Genomic DNA, 17,999 nt, shown 5'->3' on the forward strand with positions numbered 1-17,999 from the left:
AGAGCGGGAGAAGGGGTTCGAACCCTTGACCTCAACCTTGGCAAGGTTGCGCTCTACCAACTGAGCTACTCCCGCAATTAAATTAACCTAAATTTACTTAATTATAGGCATATACAGCGATTTGTAAACCCCGTGTACACGAAAAATGTGAGAGCCCATAAATTTGCGTGGTTCCTTCTATGATCTTTTCGTATACTTAAGGCTCATTTTTGATTATCATAGGTTTTCAATTGTGCCAAAAAATGTATTAATTTTATGGGAATATTTTTATATAAAGACGACTTGCCAGCTAGTTCAATACCAGATGATATAAGGTCTATAGCTGTTGATACCGAGGCAATGGGGCTACTTCATAGCAGAGATAGATTATGCCTTGTGCAGCTCTCTTTTAATGATGGCAACGCTCACTTAGTTCAACTCAAGAACGATTATACAGCGCCAAATTTGAGAAAAATATTAGAGGATAAAAATATAACTAAAATATTTCACTTCGCGCGATTTGATGTAAGCATAATACGTTATTACTTGGAAACTTGGGCACTTCCGTGCTATTGCACAAAAATAGCTTCACGTTTAGTTCGCACTTACACAGATAATCATAGCTTAAAAGAGTTATGCTTAGAGCTGCTTGATACCAAACTAAATAAGCAGCAGCAATCTTCTGATTGGGGAAATGAAAATTTAACAGACAAACAAAAAAGTTATGCTGCATCTGATGTTTTGTATCTCCACAGGATAAAGGAAAAGCTAGACTTAATGCTGGAACGTGAAAATAGAAAAGAATTGGCCCAAAAGTGCTTTGAATTTCTTCCTACTCGTATTGAGTTAGACTTAATGGGTTGGGAAAACGTGGATATCTTTAACCACCAGATGTAATAGAAGTTTTTTGTTTGTGCAAAACACTTTAGGGCAATTTTTCAAGCTCTGCGGTAAGAATTTAGTTGATTAACTGCTAATAGATACGCTATATTTTACAAAAATTTAGGTATTTTATGAGTGATGATATTACATCGGTAAATGATCAAAATTTCAAATCTGAAGTCACTGACTATAAAGGGTTTGTTCTGATAGACTTTTGGGCAGAATGGTGTGGGCCATGTAAAAGTCTAATGCCACGTATCGAACAATTGGCTAAAGACAGAAAAGGCAAGATTAAGATCTGCAAATTCGACATAGATGAAGGGACTGAAGTGCCAAGTAAGTATGGAGTGCAATCTATACCCACTTTAATTATATTTCAAGATGGTAAGGAAATTGCACGCAAAATTGGTGCAACAAATGATTTGTCAAGTTGGGTTGATAGTGAAATAAGCTAATAGACAAATTTGCTTTTGTGTGTATTATAAATATTGATAAAAGGGATTGTAGCTCAGTCGGTTAGAGCAGTTCGCTCATAACGAATTGGCCGTAGGTTCGAGTCCTACCAATCCCACCATTGTATTGATCTTAGCATGATCGTAACAATGAGAAAACTATAGTATATGAACTATATATTAATGTAATGGGGGAAATGATGGAATTTACTAAGTCTCTAAATAACAAGTTAGATGAATTGCACTTACTAAATCATCCATTTTACCAATCATGGAATACAGGAAGCTTAAGCTTGCAAGCTTTACAAACCTATGCTAAAGAATATTATCACCACGTTGCTGCGTTTCCTCGTTACATCAGTGGTATACATTTTTTGTGCCCAGATCTAAAAATGCGACAGGTTTTACTTGGTAATTTAATAGAAGAGGAACAAGGTGATGAAAATCATCCAGAGTTATGGAAACGTTTTGCTGAAGGGCTTGGCGTTGCGCGATCTGATCTTCGTGAAAGTGCACAGATTAAGGAGACACAAGAATGAGTTGACGGTTACTTTGATATTGTACGATCAGATTTTGCTTCCGGTTTGGGTGCACTTTATGCTTATGAACGTCAAACTCCAGAGGTTTCCAAGTCTAAAATTGAAGGTTTAAAAAAACACTATTCAATAAGTGATGAGCGTTCTCTTCAATTTTTTACGGTCCATATGCATGCTGATGAATGGCATTCTGAGGAATGTGCAAATCTTATTGAAGATCTAGATGAAAAAGAGCAAGATAAAGTTATGCAGGGTGCTCAAAAGGGAGCAAGGCTCTTGTGGGGTTTTCTTGATGGAATGATGAATGCTAGCGTGTGTTAGTAGTTGTAAGTAGCTTAAACTCAGTGATGTTGGAATGCAATGTCTGCATGTAATCTTCTTATATCTGACTTACGGCTTTGGGTTCATTTAGGCTATAGTGCAGAAGAGAAGTATCATTCCCAATTAGTTAGTATTGATGTTGATTTTATTTTTAAATTCCCTCCTTTAGGGCTTACAACTGACCAGCTAAAAGACACTGTCTGCTATCTAGAGATAGTACAAAATATTCAATCTCTTGTTCAGAACAAGCAATTTAATTTAATCGAACATTTAACTCATGATATATACAGGATCATTAATGATCTTTTGCTGCAAAAAAAGCATATTATTTCTTCTGTAAGAGTAACTACTTACAAAGTTGCACCACCCGTTCCTAATGTACATGGAGGCGTTTTTTTTACCTATTGTAATGCACTGCAAGAACAGGAAGATAACTAATGATCTATATTTCTATTGGCTCAAATATGGGGAATCGCTTTTCCCATTTACAAAAGGCTGCTCAGTTACTGCAGGAGCGCTATTTTAAAAATTTAAAATCTTCAATTATTCTGGAAACTAAGGCTATTTTACCAAATGATGCTCCACCTGGGTGGGACAGGCCATTTCTAAATATGGTTGTGTATGGAAGTTGTTCTTCTTCTCCTGAAGAGCTGTTAAAGGGCCTTAAACAAATTGAATGTGACATTGGCCGCCCGCAGGTCTATGAAAAATGGGCACCTCGCATTATTGATTTGGATATTTTGTTATGGGATAACCTGACACTTGATACACCCTACCTTAAGATTCCTCACCCAGAATTGATAAACAGACCATTTTTGCTTCACTTGATGGCAATGCTGAGTCCCATGACAGTAGTTAACAAAACGTTTGGTACTGTTAACCCTAACATTAAGGATTGCTTTTTAAGGAGTTTTACGCTTTCGCCAGAGCTTGTGGGTATTGTCAACATTACTCCTGATTCATTTTCAGATGGTGGTCTTTATTATGATGCAGATCAAGCAACCAAGCAGGCACTGCGGCTGTTATCAGATGGTGCAAGCATAGTTGAACTTGGTGCTCAATCAACAAGACCTGGCTCCTCAATACAAACTCCAAAAGCAGAATATGCACGCTTAAAACCAGTGCTTGATGACCTTAATCAATATATGAAAGTTGGTGACATTAAAGTCAGCATTGATAGTTTCTGGCCAGATGTTATTTTGAATGTTTTGGAGCACTACAACATTGCCTGGGTAAACGATCAGAAGGGAGATCTAGATGATAATACCTTAAAAGCGATTGCTAGCAGTGGATGTAGTATCGTTACTATGCATTCACTCTCCATACCACCACATAGTGACAACATTATCCCAAGTGACATTGATCCAATTGATACCATAAATAATTGGGCAGAAAGGAACATTAATAGATTACTAGCTCTAGGCTCTGTGGACAAAATTTTAGAGAAGCCATACAAGAGCTCCAACAAAATTGAGAAAACCCATAAAAACCTCAGCAGTTTTATCAAATCTGGAAAAAATGCGCCTAAAATTTTTAATTTTACCAAAAAAACACTCAATCAAATGACGTTCTTTGTAGATATGCTCATCGTAATACCTTTGCACTTTTCGATTCCGTTTTGGCGGAATAACTACTGTACATCCCTTGTCTTCAAGACTTGTAACAAAGGCATTGCTATCGTAGCCCTTGTCAGCTACTACAGTAGAGTTATAGATACTTTCGGTCAACACTTGTGCCTGCGTAATTTCATTTCTTTGACCAGGAGTCAGAGTAAATTTAAGTGGATTTCCAAGTGCATCGACAAGCGCATGTATTTTAGTTGTAAAGCCACCTTTGCTCCTCCCTAAAGCTTCTTGATCCTTGGAGTTTTTTGTATATCCAGATGAACATGGATGGGCTCGGATGATCGTACCGTCGATTATAGCAACTTCTAAATCAGGCTCTTGTTTAGTATATTCAAGCAATTTTTTCCAGACATCTCTTTCACACCATCTTTTAAATCGCTTATGTATACTCCTGTAATTACCATAAGTTTTTGGTAAAAGTCTCCATTGGCAACCACTTCGCACTATGTACCACACTGCCTCTATGAATATTCTTAAACGTTTTTCATCTTTGCTGTGCATTCCTTTTACGCTTTTTATGAACTCTAAAATTTGTTTCCAATTTTCCTCTTTGATGTAATATTGCATATGGTAGTTTCTCCATTTTTTACCTATTAGGCTAAACTACCATCTTTTTCTCTCTTTTCATATTTTTTGTCCACAGAGCCTAGTAAGAAGACATAAAGAGATTAAGGATCAAGAATTACGTGAAACGTTTTATTTATTAACTAAATTCATCCGCATTAGTGAGGAAGAAAGTGGAAAGGCAGTAAAAGTAGAGGTGGCAAAGGGTTTAGTTAAGGAAGGAGTTTCTGCTCATGTTATCTCTCAAACGACCAGTTTATCTATTGATGAATATGATAATGATGAGAAAAAAATTTCCATTCCGTATAAAGTAGGTCAAAGAATAAAAGAATGGAGGTTGAGAAGAGGATACACTCAGGAAGATTTAGCAAGTAAAGTGGGCATAATAAATCAAAGAATATATGAATATGAACAAGGACGAGCTGCTGTTTCACTTGAAATGTTAGATGAAATAGCAAAGGTACTATTAATTAATATTACAGATCTGCTTCCAGAAACAACAGAAAATGAGAATAGTGAAGCAGAGCTATCAAGGTTAATAGAAGATACAAAAAGATTAAAAGCCAAGAACTACGTCATGTACTAATAAAATCTCTGTTTGAAAGCATACAAATTTGCAAAGAGAAAGTGAAGAAAGTAGAAAAGATGAAAATTGCAAAGAATTTAGTTAAGGAAGAAATTTCTATCAATATTATTTTAAAAACAGTAGGCATCTCTTTAGACGAAATTCAACAAATTTAAAATAAAAAAATCAGTACCTATTAATATCTTTACTTTTTGATGAAAAAATAAGTAAAAAAGATTGAAAAATTGATTTGACTTCACTCAAAAGCTATGGCTTTATGCCAATGCTGACAAAAAACAGCAGTAAATATATAAAAACATTTTGTTATTAGTGAAGGGTAATTTTTATGAATAATAAGAAAAGTAGTAGAGATCGTAGAGAAGAAATAGAATTCAGAGCATTAGAAAGCAACGGTAAAGCTCTACTTGATCGTGAAGTAATAGAAACATTTCTAAGTGCAGTGCATGACAGGGAAGAAGCTCGAGTTATTGCTAGGCTCTGTGGACAAAATTTTAGAGAAGCCATACAAGAGCTCCAACAAAATTGAGAAAACCCATAAAAACCTCAGCAGTTTTATCAAATCTGGAAAAAATGCGCCTAAAATTTTTAATTTTACCAAAAAAACACTCAATCAAATGACGTTCTTTGTAGATATGCTCATCGTAATACCTTTGCACTTTTCGATTCCGTTTTGGCGGAATAACTACTGTACATCCCTTGTCTTCAAGACTTGTAACAAAGGCATTGCTATCGTAGCCCTTGTCAGCTACTACAGTAGAGTTATAGATACTTTCGGTCAACACTTGTGCCTGCGTAATTTCATTTCTTTGACCAGGAGTCAGAGTAAATTTAAGTGGATTTCCAAGTGCATCGACAAGCGCATGTATTTTAGTTGTAAAGCCACCTTTGCTCCTCCCTAAAGCTTCTTGATCCTTGGAGTTTTTTGTATATCCAGATGAACATGGATGGCCTCGGATGATCGTACCGTCGATTATAGCAACTTCTAAATCAGGCTCTTGTTTAGTATATTCAAGCAATTTTTTCCAGACATCTCTTTCACACCATCTTTTAAATCGCTTATGTATATTCCTGTAATTACCATAAGTTTTTGGTAAAAGTCTCCATTGGCAACCACTTCGCACTATGTACCACACTGCCTCTATGAATATTCTTAAACGTTTTTCATCTTTGCTGTGCATTCCTTTTACGCTTTTTATGAACTCTAAAATTTGTTTCCAATTTTCCTCTTTGATGTAATATTGCATATGGTAGTTTCTCCATTTTTTACCTATTAGGCTAAACTACCATCTTTTTCTCTCTTTTCATATTTTTTGTCCACAGAGCCTAGAAAAGGCTAAGTCGGCAATGACTGAAGTAGTAGTGATAGGTGCTGATGTTACTAAACCATATTTTGCTAAAGTAACTAAGGCACTTGCCACCTAACTTGAATATGTAGACAGCGGTGTGCACCGTCGTTAACTAAAGATAATCCCATCCAGGAGAAATAGTTTTTACACTATTTCTCCTCTTTAGCATCAACCCTCAAAAAAACCGGCGTAGGTTTAGGCAATGTTATGCCTGAACTTACGCACGCGTCGCACAAAGATTTTAAATCTCGTTGTTCTTTCGGAATTTGTAGTTGATTAAGTATCATTTCTGCTGACTTGGGAACGATTGGCTGCAATAAAATGCCAATTATCCTGATATATTCTAGTAATTTGTAGATTACTAAGTTCATACGCACTCTATCGGTTTTGCTTAATGTCCAAGGTGCACTTTTGTCTATATAAGCATTAGCTTCAGAAGAAATGTTGATAATTAGAAGTATGATATGGTTAAATTCATACTTTGATAGGTGATTCATCACTTGATCGAGTATAGCTTTGCAACCTGGAAGACTTTCTTCACCTTTAAGTAGGCTTTGATCGATTGTTGGTACAATTCCAGAACATTGCTTGTGTAAAAATGAAATTGTTCTTTGTACTAAATTGCCTATGTTGTTTGCCAGTTCTGAATTTATCCGGCTGATCATATTTTTCTTACTAAAGTTGCCATCCTGGCCAAAACTTGCTTCCCTGAGGAGAAAATAGCGTAGCTGATCAACACCAAACTCTTGAGCGAGGCCAATTGGATCTATGACATTACCAAGAGACTTTGATATTTTTTCTCCCTCGTTCAACCACCAACCATGAACTGCAATTTGTTTTGGCAGTGGCAGGTCTGCTGCAAGGAGAATCGCTGGCCAATATACAGCATGGAAGCGCAATATGTCTTTACCGATTACATGAACGTTGAAAGAGTTGTCAGCTAGGTTTGCAGCGCTTGACACTGGAATCTGTGTTTCTGGTTCTGCCCAAAACCTCTTATATTCCTCACCTTCAGTACTAGGGAAACCTATTGATGTAAGATAATTGGTTAATGCATCTATCCAGACATAGATTACGTGTTTGTCATTACCTGGTACTTTTATTCCCCAGTTAAAACTAGTGCGAGAGATTGAGAGGTCAATGAGCCCTGATCTTACAAACGATATCACTTCATTTCTTCTGCTCTCAGGAAAGATAAAACTTGGCTGATTTTTATAGAGTTCCAGTAATTTTTCTTGCCAGTTTGATAAGCGAAAAAAGTAACTCTCTTCTTTTATCCACTGGACCTCAGCACCTGTTGGTGCTTTGCCATCTATCAGCTCTGACTCCTGATAAAATGCTTCATCACGAACTGAATACCAACCCGAATAGGAATCCAAATATATTTGTCCTCTCTCTTCAAGTCTATTCCATAAAGCTATCACTGCTTTTTTGTGACGTTCCTCCGTAGTGCGAATAAAATCGTCATACTCAAAATTCATGAACTTAGCCAATTCTTTAAATGAAACGCTCACTTCATCTGTAAATTCTTTTGGCTGCATTTCCTTTGCTTTAGCTGCTTTTTCTATTTTTTGTCCATGTTCATCTGTACCGGTGGTAAATTTGACATTTTTCCCAGCTAGTTTCATGAACCTTGCCACCACGTCACACAAGAGAGAAGTGTATGCATGACCAATATGCGGCTTATCGTTTACGTAATATACTGGCGTGGTGATGTAAAAGTTCTCAGATTTATCCATACTTAAGTACCTAGAGTTCTAATGCTACTTATGTTGGCAAGAGAAATCAATCTTTCTGTACAGACCTGTGTAAAACTCTCTGTAATTCTATAAATCTTACTGTCACCAGAATAGCTAATCCCAGTAGCATGAGGTTGTCATCCGAGTAGCTGACACTGGGATCCAGCTAAGTTGGTAAGCATAAAAGTAGACGTTTTATGTTAAAATACTACGTTTTGATGATTATGAAAAAACTGGATTCCAGTGTCAAGCACTGGAATGACACCGTCTTGGATCCAAGTAGTCAAGCTACTCGGATGACATTAGAACCGTCTCAAACTACAATGTTTCCACAAAGTATATAATTAACATCTACTCCTTTAGTTAGATTCCACTCACGCTTTATTACGTTGTACTCCATGCCAGCCATGTTTTGCAGCGTTACATTATTTTCTCTTAAGTGATTTGCAATTTCTGACGGCTTGAGAAATTTATTCCAGTTATGTGTACCTTTTGGCAGCCAATTTAATATGTACTCTGCACCAATTATTGCAAGACAAAAGGATTTAATAGTTCTATTTATTGTGGATATAAAGATTAACCCCTCCGGTTTTAGCAGTTCTATCGCTTTTTTCATGAAAAGCTCTAAATTATCCACATGTTCAACTACTTCCATCAACAGAACCACGTCGTACTTCTTGTCATTGCTTAGCTCTTCAATGCTGGTGTGTATATATTCTATATTTAACCCTACTTTTTTTGCATGTGAATGCGCTACTTTTATGTTTTCTTCACATACATCTATTCCCACAACGTTAATGCCAACGCGTGCCATTGACTCTGACAAAATGCCACCACCGCATCCAACATCAAGCAATGATAATTCTTTCAAATTGCATTTTTTTAACTCTTTTATTTTCTCAATAATGTAAGATACTCTAACAGGATTCATCATGTGCAATGGTTTGAATTTGCCGTTCTCATCCCACCACTGGCCTGCCATTTCAGCGAATTTTGATATTTCATCTTCGTTATAAGTTTTTGTTTTTTTTTTCTTAGAGGTTATATTACTGAGTTTATCAAGGCGTTTTTTATGTCTGCTTTCTTTTGAAAATTCTGTTTCGAGGAATTGTTTGACTATGTCTTTTGCTAATCCACTCGCAGTAAACCCTGCACCAAGACACAGTACATTTGCGTTGCCATGCTCGCGAGCTAATTTTGCGATCTCAACACTGTTACATAAAGCAGCGTAGATTCCTTCAAAACGATTTGCCACAGTACTCATGCCCAAACCTGTACCACAAATTAATATCCCATAATTTGCTTTTTTGCTTGTTATATCTTCTACAACTTTAACAGCATAGTTTGGGTAATCTACACACTTTTGCTTAGCAGTGCAGCCTTGATCTACCACTCTATAACCTAGGGTTTCCAGGTAGGATTTTATTTCTGATTTTAATTCATAACCAGCATGATCTGAAGCAATTGATATTACATCTAACATATAAGAAATAAGGACATTTTATATGGGTTTGAACTTTCTGTCAAGTCATTCAATGCTTCTGACCTTTTGGGAGTTCTAAAGCTATAGCTAAGGTTTTCCTACGTCATACCGCAATTCATTCCAGTTATCTAAGTGGAGAAAGTCACCTCTCCCCACTCGACTTCAAAACCGGACTTGTGACTTTCTCCACTTAGATAACTGAATTCATTCGCGGTATCTCAGCATAGATTCCGCTAACATGCAGCGGAATGACGAGTTCATAGCTTACCAAATTATCGGTAAATCTGAATTGCTTTAGTTATAGAAATAAATTTCGAGTCAGATGTGTATAAATTCTATATAATTTTTATCCTACTACTAATTTAACAAGATGGATCATATAGATATTATAAAATCAAAATTATTATTATCCGACATAGTAGGTAAAAAAGTCAGATTAATAAAAAGAGGAGATAGTTTTGTTGGGCTCTGTCCATTTCATAACGAAAAAACCCCATCTTTTTCGGTGAGCAATACTAAGGGGTTATATTACTGTTTTGGTTGCTTAGCTAGTGGTGATGCATTTGAATTTATTTCACAAACTGAAGGATTAAGCTTTAAAGAAGCATTGGAAAGATTAGCATCGGTTACAGGTGTTGAACTGCCCAAAAATCTTAGTATTACAAAAGAGGACAATAAACTATTTTTAGCGCTTGATTTAGCTGCAAATTGGTTTGCACAAAAAAATCAAGGTGTTGTAGATTATTTAAAGCAGCGTAAGATTTCACCTAAAATCATAGATAAATTTAAGATAGGTTATGCACCAAGCTCTGGTTTGAAAGAGTATTTAAACTCTTCAGGTATTGAAGACAAAATTTTAATTGATATTGGATTAGTAAACAAAAATTTTCGTGATTATTTTTATGACCGGCTGATATTTCCTATACAGAGCATTGCAGGGAGAGTTATTGGTTTTGGCGGACGTGCGCTAAGTTCTGAGCAACAGCCGAAATATTTAAATAGCCCAGAGAGTCAGCTCTTCAAGAAGAGGGAGAATTTATACGGATTAAACTTTGCTTTAAGCGAAATACGTAAAAAACAGCACATATTTGTTGTTGAAGGATATATGGACACTATAGCGCTACATCAAGCGGGAATTAGTAATGCAGTTGCTCCGCTTGGTACCGCAATTTCTGCAGAACAGATAAAAAATCTATGGAGATTTGCTAAAGAAATCTCCATCTGTATGGATGGCGATAGTGCTGGACGTCATGCTGCTACTCGAGTTGCAGAACTTGCTCTGCAAATATTAGAGCCTGGATACACGTTAAAGTTTGTGACTTTGCCGAGTAATAAAGATCCATACGATGTATGTAATGAACTAGAATACAAGAAAGAAGACGTGTTGACTGCTCTTGACCATTCAACAAAACTGCATTCTGAATATTTATGGCATCACATAATCGATAGCAATTTGCAAAATTATGAAAAACTGGCTCCGGAAAAATATTCAATTCTTGAGCACAAGTTCATGGAATATGTAAATACTATTAGCAACAGCAGTATTAGAAGGTATTACAGAGATTATTTTTACAATAAGGCTAGTGAACTAAGAAGTAGCTTCAAAAAACAGATTTTTAATAGTAAAACTAGAGCAACAAAAGGTGAGTATCTTCATAATAAATCTCCAGAGCTAATTGAAGCAGAGCAAAATCAGGCCGTAATTTTGCGTATAGCCGTAGAATTTCCTGAAATCTTGAACCGTCCTATATTTTTTGAGCAATTTTCTCATTTTGAATTTACTAATGAGATGAAAAGATTACAACAGCGTATAATTGATGTAATAAGTAACAAAAGCAAACTCGATAAAGAGGCTTTGTTACAAGAATTGAAACAGTTTAACGTTATAAAGTATGTATTTGAAAAAACTAGTGTACTAAATAGCCAACTGAACGAGAGAAAATCTGTAGAAATTGTGTGGAATAATATAGTGTTACTAAAAGAATTAAATGCATTACGAAAAGAAAGAACCGAAGCGAGGCTGAGCGGTAATCTTGACTTAGAAGAAAGGTTAATAGAACAAATAGAGCAAATAGAAAGTAGTATACAAGAAATGCAAATGGAGTTTATTGAAAAGTAGATATCGTCTCGTTAGTCAACAATAAAATTACAAAATAAGACAATATTTTACATAAGATTGAAATTTTTAACTAATTAAGCCTTCCTCCAACAGCTTTGCCCTGTAGTTTTTAATATGGTTAGGATCACTTGAAAATGTATAATTTTTGTAGTTAGCTCTGTTATGCATATAAAGCTTACTATTGACTTTTATCACATTATCTCACATTATCTCACATAATATGCATGTGAGAAGAATATGAACTGGAAGAATTTTCGTCTTAGTACACGTCTCAACCTAGAAGGGCCTGTAATTGAGCAAGTGTACGAGTTAATTACTGCAGTTGATAGTGTTAAAAATAGCTGGCAGATAACGAAAAAACTACTACCACAAACAATTGAAAGATTAACTCATTCAGTTATTGTTACATCTTCTGGCGCTTCTAACCGTATTGAAGGAAATCGTCTAACCGATAAAGAAGTTGAGGATCTATATAAAAACCTACGTGTCAAAAAATTTAAAAATAGAGATGAGCAAGAAATTGCTGGCTACTTAGAAATGCTTAAACTAATATTTCATGATTATACGGATATTCCAATTAGTGAGTCATCAATATTGCACATTAACAACCAGATGCTACTTTATAGTGAAAAAGATTTGTATCATAGAGGAAAATACAAAGCAAGTTCTAATAGAGTTGAGGCAAAAGATCAGAATGGAAAAGTTGTTGGTATAATTTTTGATCCCACACCACCTTACCTTGTTAGAAAGGAAGTACAAGAGCTTATTGATTGGTATCACTGGTCCTTAAATAATAAATTTAAGCATCCTCTTATTATTGTTGCTAACTTTGTTTTTGAGTATCTGGCAATACACCCTTTTCAAGATGGGAATGGCAGAACTAGTAGATTGATGACTAATTTAATGCTGTTGCAGCAGGGTTATGATTTTGTATCTATTGTATCACATGAAAAGATAATTGAAACTAACAAACTTGATTACTATTTAGCGCTTAATAAGACACAAAGTAGCTGGAAAAGTGGCAAAGAAGATATTTCCCCATGGTTAATATTTTTTCTTAATGTGCTCAAAACGCAAGCAAATGAGGCGCATTATATTCTTGAGAGGGAGAATACTGAATATTTATTATCAAGAAAACAATTATTCTTCTGGGAGTGGGCACTTAGCCTTGCAGATAAAGAATTTAGTAGAAAAGATGCTATAGAAGCTCTAGGATTTCCTCCAAGAACAGTAGAGGCAATTACAAAGAAACTGCTAGGGATGAAATACTTACAGCGTCTTGGAGAAGGCAAAGCCACTAGATATAAAGTTATTATTTAAAAGTTTTAGTATGTTTTTCGAGATTTTTTTAAATCCAGTTTTATGCACAACTTTATTTGCAATTTTACATTTTTATTCGATTAAAAATTGCATTTTTGCAATAAAAAACTTACTTATTGTAGGAAAATCTTGTGTTTGTTCTCATATAAAATTATTTATGGAGTGACAATGGTGCATGTATTATACTTACATTTCTGATTCGAAAATTTATGCAGTTGTTTCTAACAAAATTAGTTAACAAATTCTATTGTTTAAAGATGAGAAATAAAGTAATCATCATTTCCAGTATTGCTTTTACTCTACTGTTTTTTATCAGCAGTGCATTTTTAAAAAAAGATCAGGCGGTTCATAGTGATAATGCAACTAGTAGCTTTTCAGTAAAAACTCAAGAATGTGCGCCGCAAAACCGCACTATATATTTAAATTTTTCTGGTACAGTAAATCCTTTACATAGAGCTAGCCTTGTCTCAAAAATAAGTGGTAAGATTATTGCGATTTATTTACCTGATGGTGAAAAGGTAAAAAGAGATGATGTAGTGTTAAAGATAGAAGATTATGACAGGATTGAGCAAGCTCAGAAAGCCAAAGCTTTATTAAAGCAGCGTGAAATTGAGTATGATTCCTCTCACAAACTGAATAAAAAAGGCTATGGGGCACAAATACAAGTAGAAGCAGCTTTTACTGCGTTACAAAGTGCAAAAGCTGACCTAAAAAGGCTAGAATTGGATTTAGAAAATACTGCAGTCACATCTCCTATAGATGGTTATATTGATAAAATCAATGCAAACGAAGGGGATTTTGTTAATGCTGGGCAAAAAATAGCTGACGTGGTTAATTTCGATCAAATTCTTGTAGTGTTATACGTTTCGGAAAATGAAGTAAATAAAATAGAGCTAGGCAGCACAGCTCAAATTAATTTGCTGGACGGAAAAGAATTGGCAGGTGAAGTAAGTTTTATTAGTAAAATTGCTGAGCCTAAAACTGGGTCTTATAGGGTAGAAGTAAAGGTAACTAATAATAAAATGATATCCTTGCAGGGACTAACTGCCAACGTAAGGCTACCTTCAGGCGAAAGATTTGCATATAAAGTTCCTTCTTCAGCCCTGAGCTTAAGTGACGAAGGTGCTCTTGGAATAAAGATTGTTGATGATAATAATTATGTAGTATTTGCACCAATAGAAATTGTTGATCATGAGAGCGATGGGGTTTGGATAGTAGCAAATAACGAAGGTAAACCCATAAAGTTAATAGTATTGGGCCACCTATTTGTTAAGCCTGGTGATAAGGTTTAAGACATAAGATCCTTTGTATCCGTTCAGCAGAGTGGTTTAAGAAACGATAGATAGGAGATTGTGAAAAGGCCCTTTGTTTCCATGTCAAGTATAACGAAATTATCCGTTCAAGGAATGCATTTCCCCGCTTCGATTGGGTAAAATATGAATTTTTGCGATAAACGACATAATGCCGAATTTGCCGTTCAGCGTGGTTATTTGTCAGCGGAATATTTTCTGGGTCATCTAAAAATTTCCACATCATTCTTTCAGATTTCAAAATATTTTTTGCAACTCGAGAAGCTCCAATTGCTTCAGGTAAGTGGAATATCTCCTTCAAGTAATACCATGTACGTTTTCGCAATTTTCTGGCACGTCTGGCAAATCTAAAAACATCTATTTCATTTTTTAGCAAAGCCTTTTTTAGTGCAAATAATTCAGTAGCTACATTTCTTAAGTAACAGCCGAGTGACCTTACCCAGAAAAATTTGGAGAGAAATTTTATACACTATCGCTGATATTTTTCCTTAAGTTGACGCCATTGTCTGTTCAGCTAAGCGGTGTGAGAGACAATATAGCTAAACTGACTTAGATTTTTACCGACAATTTGAAAAACCGTCATCCCGCTACGTGTTAGCGCCGCGGCGGTATGACGTAGGGAGATCTCTACTGCTATTCCACGTCAAGAACAACCATAAGTTCATTAGGGTTCACATAACTTAAAGCATTTTTTGCTTGCTCATCAAGCAGATCTAAATCTAAGCTTTTTTCATATAAGCCAAATACTTTGTTGTCCAACTTTTCCTTTTCAGAAGAGACATCCTTTAGCAAAAGTTTATTGTACTCGATTTCTTTTTTTAAATCGATTAACGTCAATAAGCCACGTTTACCTGTAATTGTGCTAATGCTGAAATATAATGTAAGGGAAGAAATGAGTAAGGCTGCGTTTAAACACAGTAACTTTTGCTTCTTTTTAGATATAAGCACCGTACTTTCACATATAAAAAATATATAACATGAAAAGGTGAACAAAAAGCTAAGAACCTTGACGCGCTTTACACCTTGGCTTTACCTTATTTATAATGTAAATCTTACCACCCCTTTTCACAACTTTACAATTTTTATCTCTGTTACGATGAGATTTTAGCGACCCTTTGACTTTCATATCTATAGTAAGAATTAAATTACTTTACATTATAATCACTTATCAAGAGTTAGTCAATTGATAACATTTTATTAAAATATTGTATAATTGTTGCTGATACTTCTTCGATCGACTTTTGCGTGACATCGATAATTGGCCAGTTATTCTGTTTAAAGAGCTCCTCTGCTTCTTTAATTTCCTTTTCTACTTTCTCAGGGTTAGCATATATATTATTATCTTCGTTGTTAATTGAAGTAAGTCTATTTTTGCGTATTTCTATTAGCCTACTTACATCTATTGTTACCCCTATCGTCAGTTTATTTTCTAATTTTGCCAAGTCGACATAAAAGGGTACCCCACTCACAAAAGGAATATTTGCAACTTTATAGCCTCGGTAAGCTAAATACGTACTGGTGGGAGATTTTGATGTACGTGAAACTCCAACCAAAATTATATCTGCTTTATCAATATCTTGAATATTTTGTCCATCATCATGATTAATAGTGTAGTTTATTGCCTCAATGCGCTGAAAATATTCGTTATTTATCTCAGTATGCAAGTCAAGCTTTTCGTCTTTTTCAATTTCAAGATAGGACGAAATTTCTCTAATAATATGTGATAATATTGCTCTATAGGGAATTTTCAACTTTATACAGTTATCTTTTAAATATTTTCTTAGCTCATCATCAGTAATAGTGCATATAACAAAATTATGCTCATCACTTTTCCTATTAATTTCCTCCAGAATTTTGTCAATCTGCTCCTCTTTTTTCACAAAAGACCAAACATATTCGATCGTTTCTATAGAACGAAAGTGTTTCAGAGCTGATTTTGCAACTGATATAACAGTTTCACCACTTGAATCTGATACTAAGTGTAGATTAAGCTTTTTAATGGTCATGTTTTATATAGTGTTATACTAAAAATAATGGCTAGGCTCTGTGGACAAAAAATATGAAAAGAGAGAAAAAGATGGTAGTTTAGCCTAATAGGTAAAAAATGGAGAAACTACCATATGCAATATTACATCAAAGAGGAAAATTGGAAACAAATTTTAGAGTTCATAAAAAGCGTAAAAGGAATGCACAGCAAAGATGAAAAACGTTTAAGAATATTCATAGAGGCAGTGTGGTACATAGTGCGAAGTGGTTGCCAATGGAGACTTTTACCAAAAACTTATGGTAATTACAGGAATATACATAAGCGATTTAAAAGATGGTGTGAAAGAGATGTCTGGAAAAAATTGCTTGAATATACTAAACAAGAGCCTGATTTAGAAGTTGCTATAATCGACGGTACGATCATCCGAGGCCATCCATGTTCATCTGGATATACAAAAAACTCCAAGGATCAAGAAGCTTTAGGGAGGAGCAAAGGTGGCTTTACAACTAAAATACATGCGCTTGTCGATGCACTTGGAAATCCACTTAAATTTACTCTGACTCCTGGTCAAAGAAATGAAATTACGCAGGCACAAGTGTTGACCGAAAGTATCTATAACTCTACTGTAGTAGCTGACAAGGGCTACGATAGCAATGCCTTTGTTACAAGTCTTGAAGACAAGGGATGTACAGTAGTTATTCCGCCAAAACGGAATCGAAAAGTGCAAAGGTATTACGATGAGCATATCTACAAAGAACGTCATTTGATTGAGTGTTTTTTTGGTAAAATTAAAAATTTTAGGCGCATTTTTTCCAGATTTGATAAAACTGCTGAGGTTTTTATGGGTTTTCTCAATTTTGTTGGAGCTCTTGTATGGCTTCTCTAAAATTTTGTCCACAGAGCCTAGCAATCTGCTACTCAAATTATGCTAATTTGTTGACCTACGTAAATATAGAAAAACTATCCTGTTGATAAAACTCAAACTAATTGGTAAATTCTTAACACAATTATTCTCAAAACGAATGTTTTTATTAAAGCCTACAAATTTCTCTTATTTTTCTAAGAAAGCTCTACCTTGGCTTGGGGTTATTTGTTTCGCATGTTTTTTAATTGGAATGTCTTTGGCATTATTCTTCTCTCCAGAAGATTATAAACAAGGAGAAATTGTACGAATCATGTACATTCATGTGCCTTCTGCATGGCTTGCTCTTGGAATATATGGATTAATTGCATCACTCAGTTTCATTTCATTGGTATGGAACAATAGCATTGCTAGTGTCTTGGCACATGCTGCTGCTCCTGCAGGGACAGTCTTCTCGGCAATATGTTTAATCACAGGCAGCATCTGGGGAAAAGGAACCTGGGGCACTTGGTGGGTATGGGATGCAAGACTTACTTCAATGCTGATTTTACTTTTCCTATATGTTGGCTACCTTTCATTGTGGAGCGCTTTTGATAATGAAGCGAGGGCAGAAAAATCAGCAGCAGTATTTGCCATCTTTAGTGCTATAAATATTCCTATAGTAAAATTTTCCGTGAATTTATGGTCCACTCTCCATCAGCCAGCAAGCATTTTGAGAAAAGGTGGAATAGCAATAGAAAGTTCCCTGCTGTTGCCACTGGTTGCAATGTTTATGTTTTGTGCCACATTTTTTTTAGTAGTGTGGATACTGTATTCACTTTACTTAATTAATTTATATAAGATAAAGAGAGAAATTAGTGTGCGGTATTAGATAGTCTTGCAACTCTA

The 17,999-nt window shown here is 35.3% G+C and carries 15 protein-coding genes, 2 tRNA genes and 5 pseudogenes; 13 read left to right on the forward strand and 9 right to left on the reverse strand.

Annotation, left to right across the window (positions count from 1 at the left end; all coding sequences use genetic code 11):
- Window positions 1-2 precede the first annotated feature (2 nt).
- Window positions 3-75: transfer RNA gene (locus OOK85_RS03675), tRNA-Gly, on the reverse strand.
- A 180-nt stretch (window positions 76-255) separates the two neighbouring features.
- Between OOK85_RS03675 and OOK85_RS03680 the strand changes: the two genes are divergently transcribed.
- The 6 genes and pseudogenes from OOK85_RS03680 to folK form a co-directional block, all read left to right on the forward strand.
- Window positions 256-876: a ribonuclease D gene (locus OOK85_RS03680; RefSeq protein ID WP_010962900.1), complete on the forward strand. Its 621-nt coding sequence runs from the start codon at window positions 256-258 to the stop codon at window positions 874-876.
- A gap of 116 nt (window positions 877-992) precedes the next feature.
- Complete coding sequence (gene trxA, locus OOK85_RS03685) at window positions 993-1,316, forward strand: thioredoxin (RefSeq protein WP_006279168.1); 324 nt, start codon at window positions 993-995, stop codon at window positions 1,314-1,316.
- 42 nt (window positions 1,317-1,358) lie between these two features.
- Window positions 1,359-1,435, forward strand: a tRNA-Ile gene (locus tag OOK85_RS03690).
- 78 nt (window positions 1,436-1,513) lie between these two features.
- A pseudogene (locus OOK85_RS03695) lies at window positions 1,514-2,170 on the forward strand (CADD family putative folate metabolism protein).
- Window positions 2,171-2,209: 39 nt separating this feature from the next.
- Entirely contained in the window at window positions 2,210-2,608 is a 399-nt protein-coding gene (locus OOK85_RS03700) for a dihydroneopterin aldolase (protein WP_264704074.1), read from the forward strand.
- A gap of 26 nt (window positions 2,609-2,634) precedes the next feature.
- Window positions 2,635-3,582, forward strand: a pseudogene (folK, locus tag OOK85_RS03705) (2-amino-4-hydroxy-6-hydroxymethyldihydropteridine diphosphokinase); the annotation flags it as partial.
- A 27-nt stretch (window positions 3,583-3,609) separates the two neighbouring features.
- On the opposite strand, the gene OOK85_RS03710 reads toward folK, so the two are convergent.
- The gene (locus OOK85_RS03710) at window positions 3,610-4,362 is read right to left on the reverse strand and encodes an IS5 family transposase (RefSeq protein ID WP_264702259.1); all 753 of its coding nucleotides are present in this window, start codon (window positions 4,360-4,362) and stop codon (window positions 3,610-3,612) included.
- A gap of 76 nt (window positions 4,363-4,438) precedes the next feature.
- Here OOK85_RS03710 and wmk point away from each other — a divergent pair.
- Together wmk and OOK85_RS03720 are read left to right on the forward strand one after the other, a co-directional pair.
- A pseudogene (wmk, locus tag OOK85_RS07715) lies at window positions 4,439-5,100 on the forward strand (WO male-killing family protein Wmk); the annotation flags it as partial.
- Window positions 5,101-5,270: 170 nt separating this feature from the next.
- Window positions 5,271-5,438, forward strand: a pseudogene (locus OOK85_RS03720) (DNA repair protein RadC); the annotation flags it as partial.
- Here OOK85_RS03720 and OOK85_RS03725 read toward each other — a convergent pair.
- The 3 genes from OOK85_RS03725 to ubiG form a co-directional block, all read right to left on the reverse strand.
- Window positions 5,437-6,189, reverse strand: coding sequence for an IS5 family transposase (locus tag OOK85_RS03725; RefSeq protein WP_264702253.1), 753 nt, complete (start codon window positions 6,187-6,189; stop codon window positions 5,437-5,439). The pseudogene OOK85_RS03720 and the gene OOK85_RS03725 overlap by 2 nt on opposite strands.
- Before the next feature lie 251 nt (window positions 6,190-6,440).
- Window positions 6,441-8,030 (reverse strand): methionine--tRNA ligase, encoded by a 1,590-nt coding sequence (gene metG / locus OOK85_RS03730; protein ID WP_264704080.1) that lies wholly within the window; start codon window positions 8,028-8,030, stop codon window positions 6,441-6,443.
- Window positions 8,031-8,343: 313 nt separating this feature from the next.
- Window positions 8,344-9,513, reverse strand: a complete 1,170-nt coding sequence (gene ubiG, locus OOK85_RS03735; RefSeq protein WP_264704082.1) for a bifunctional 2-polyprenyl-6-hydroxyphenol methylase/3-demethylubiquinol 3-O-methyltransferase UbiG — start codon at window positions 9,511-9,513, stop codon at window positions 8,344-8,346.
- 370 nt (window positions 9,514-9,883) lie between these two features.
- Between ubiG and dnaG the strand changes: the two genes are divergently transcribed.
- From dnaG to OOK85_RS03750, 3 genes are all read left to right on the forward strand, one after another.
- Complete coding sequence (gene dnaG / locus OOK85_RS03740) at window positions 9,884-11,632, forward strand: DNA primase (RefSeq protein WP_264704084.1); 1,749 nt, start codon at window positions 9,884-9,886, stop codon at window positions 11,630-11,632.
- A gap of 237 nt (window positions 11,633-11,869) precedes the next feature.
- On the forward strand, window positions 11,870-12,952 hold the full coding sequence (locus OOK85_RS03745) for a Fic family protein (protein ID WP_182158624.1): 1,083 nt from the start codon (window positions 11,870-11,872) through the stop codon (window positions 12,950-12,952).
- 209 nt (window positions 12,953-13,161) lie between these two features.
- A complete protein-coding gene (locus tag OOK85_RS03750) occupies window positions 13,162-14,244 on the forward strand; it encodes an efflux RND transporter periplasmic adaptor subunit (RefSeq protein WP_264704088.1) in 1,083 nt (360 codons plus the stop codon).
- 36 nt (window positions 14,245-14,280) lie between these two features.
- On the opposite strand, the pseudogene OOK85_RS03755 reads toward OOK85_RS03750, so the two are convergent.
- The 4 genes and pseudogenes from OOK85_RS03755 to OOK85_RS03770 form a co-directional block, all read right to left on the reverse strand.
- Window positions 14,281-14,701 (reverse strand): annotated as a pseudogene (locus OOK85_RS03755) (IS66 family transposase); the annotation flags it as partial.
- Between the two features lie 194 nt (window positions 14,702-14,895).
- Window positions 14,896-15,210 carry an FtsB family cell division protein gene (locus tag OOK85_RS03760; protein WP_264704090.1) on the reverse strand — a complete coding sequence of 105 codons (315 nt, stop codon included), beginning with the start codon at window positions 15,208-15,210 and terminating at the stop codon, window positions 14,896-14,898.
- A 49-nt stretch (window positions 15,211-15,259) separates the two neighbouring features.
- On the reverse strand, window positions 15,260-15,388 hold the full coding sequence (gene ykgO, locus OOK85_RS03765; RefSeq protein ID WP_006279631.1) for a type B 50S ribosomal protein L36: 129 nt from the start codon (window positions 15,386-15,388) through the stop codon (window positions 15,260-15,262).
- A gap of 49 nt (window positions 15,389-15,437) precedes the next feature.
- Entirely contained in the window at window positions 15,438-16,268 is an 831-nt protein-coding gene (locus tag OOK85_RS03770) for a pyruvate, water dikinase regulatory protein (RefSeq protein WP_264704092.1), read from the reverse strand.
- A 114-nt stretch (window positions 16,269-16,382) separates the two neighbouring features.
- On the opposite strand from OOK85_RS03770, the gene OOK85_RS03775 reads away from it, so the two are divergent.
- Together OOK85_RS03775 and ccmC are read left to right on the forward strand one after the other, a co-directional pair.
- A complete protein-coding gene (locus OOK85_RS03775; protein ID WP_264702253.1) occupies window positions 16,383-17,135 on the forward strand; it encodes an IS5 family transposase in 753 nt (250 codons plus the stop codon).
- Between the two features lie 136 nt (window positions 17,136-17,271).
- On the forward strand, window positions 17,272-17,982 hold the full coding sequence (gene ccmC, locus OOK85_RS03780; RefSeq protein WP_264704094.1) for a heme ABC transporter permease CcmC: 711 nt from the start codon (window positions 17,272-17,274) through the stop codon (window positions 17,980-17,982).
- Window positions 17,983-17,999: the final 17 nt, after the last annotated feature.

It is taken from the genome of Wolbachia endosymbiont (group A) of Volucella inflata (genome assembly GCF_947250665.1).
GTDB lineage: Bacteria > Pseudomonadota > Alphaproteobacteria > Rickettsiales > Anaplasmataceae > Wolbachia > Wolbachia pipientis.

Bases quoted from the DNA above. Each gene is read 5' to 3' on its own strand.
- OOK85_RS03680 (WP_010962900.1), top strand. From the start codon at position 256: ATGGGAATATTTTTATATAAAGACGACTTGCCAGCTAGTTCAATACCA.
- trxA (WP_006279168.1), top strand. From the start codon at position 993: ATGAGTGATGATATTACATCGGTAAATGATCAAAATTTCAAATCTGAA.
- OOK85_RS03700 (WP_264704074.1), top strand. From the start codon at position 2,210: ATGTCTGCATGTAATCTTCTTATATCTGACTTACGGCTTTGGGTTCAT.
- OOK85_RS03710 (WP_264702259.1), bottom strand. From the start codon at position 4,362: ATGCAATATTACATCAAAGAGGAAAATTGGAAACAAATTTTAGAGTTC.
- OOK85_RS03725 (WP_264702253.1), bottom strand. From the start codon at position 6,189: ATGCAATATTACATCAAAGAGGAAAATTGGAAACAAATTTTAGAGTTC.
- metG (WP_264704080.1), bottom strand. From the start codon at position 8,030: ATGGATAAATCTGAGAACTTTTACATCACCACGCCAGTATATTACGTA.
- ubiG (WP_264704082.1), bottom strand. From the start codon at position 9,513: ATGTTAGATGTAATATCAATTGCTTCAGATCATGCTGGTTATGAATTA.
- dnaG (WP_264704084.1), top strand. From the start codon at position 9,884: ATGGATCATATAGATATTATAAAATCAAAATTATTATTATCCGACATA.
- OOK85_RS03745 (WP_182158624.1), top strand. From the start codon at position 11,870: ATGAACTGGAAGAATTTTCGTCTTAGTACACGTCTCAACCTAGAAGGG.
- OOK85_RS03750 (WP_264704088.1), top strand. From the start codon at position 13,162: ATGCAGTTGTTTCTAACAAAATTAGTTAACAAATTCTATTGTTTAAAG.
- ykgO (WP_006279631.1), bottom strand. From the start codon at position 15,388: ATGAAAGTCAAAGGGTCGCTAAAATCTCATCGTAACAGAGATAAAAAT.
- OOK85_RS03770 (WP_264704092.1), bottom strand. From the start codon at position 16,268: ATGACCATTAAAAAGCTTAATCTACACTTAGTATCAGATTCAAGTGGT.
- OOK85_RS03775 (WP_264702253.1), top strand. From the start codon at position 16,383: ATGCAATATTACATCAAAGAGGAAAATTGGAAACAAATTTTAGAGTTC.
- ccmC (WP_264704094.1), top strand. From the start codon at position 17,272: ATGTTTTTATTAAAGCCTACAAATTTCTCTTATTTTTCTAAGAAAGCT.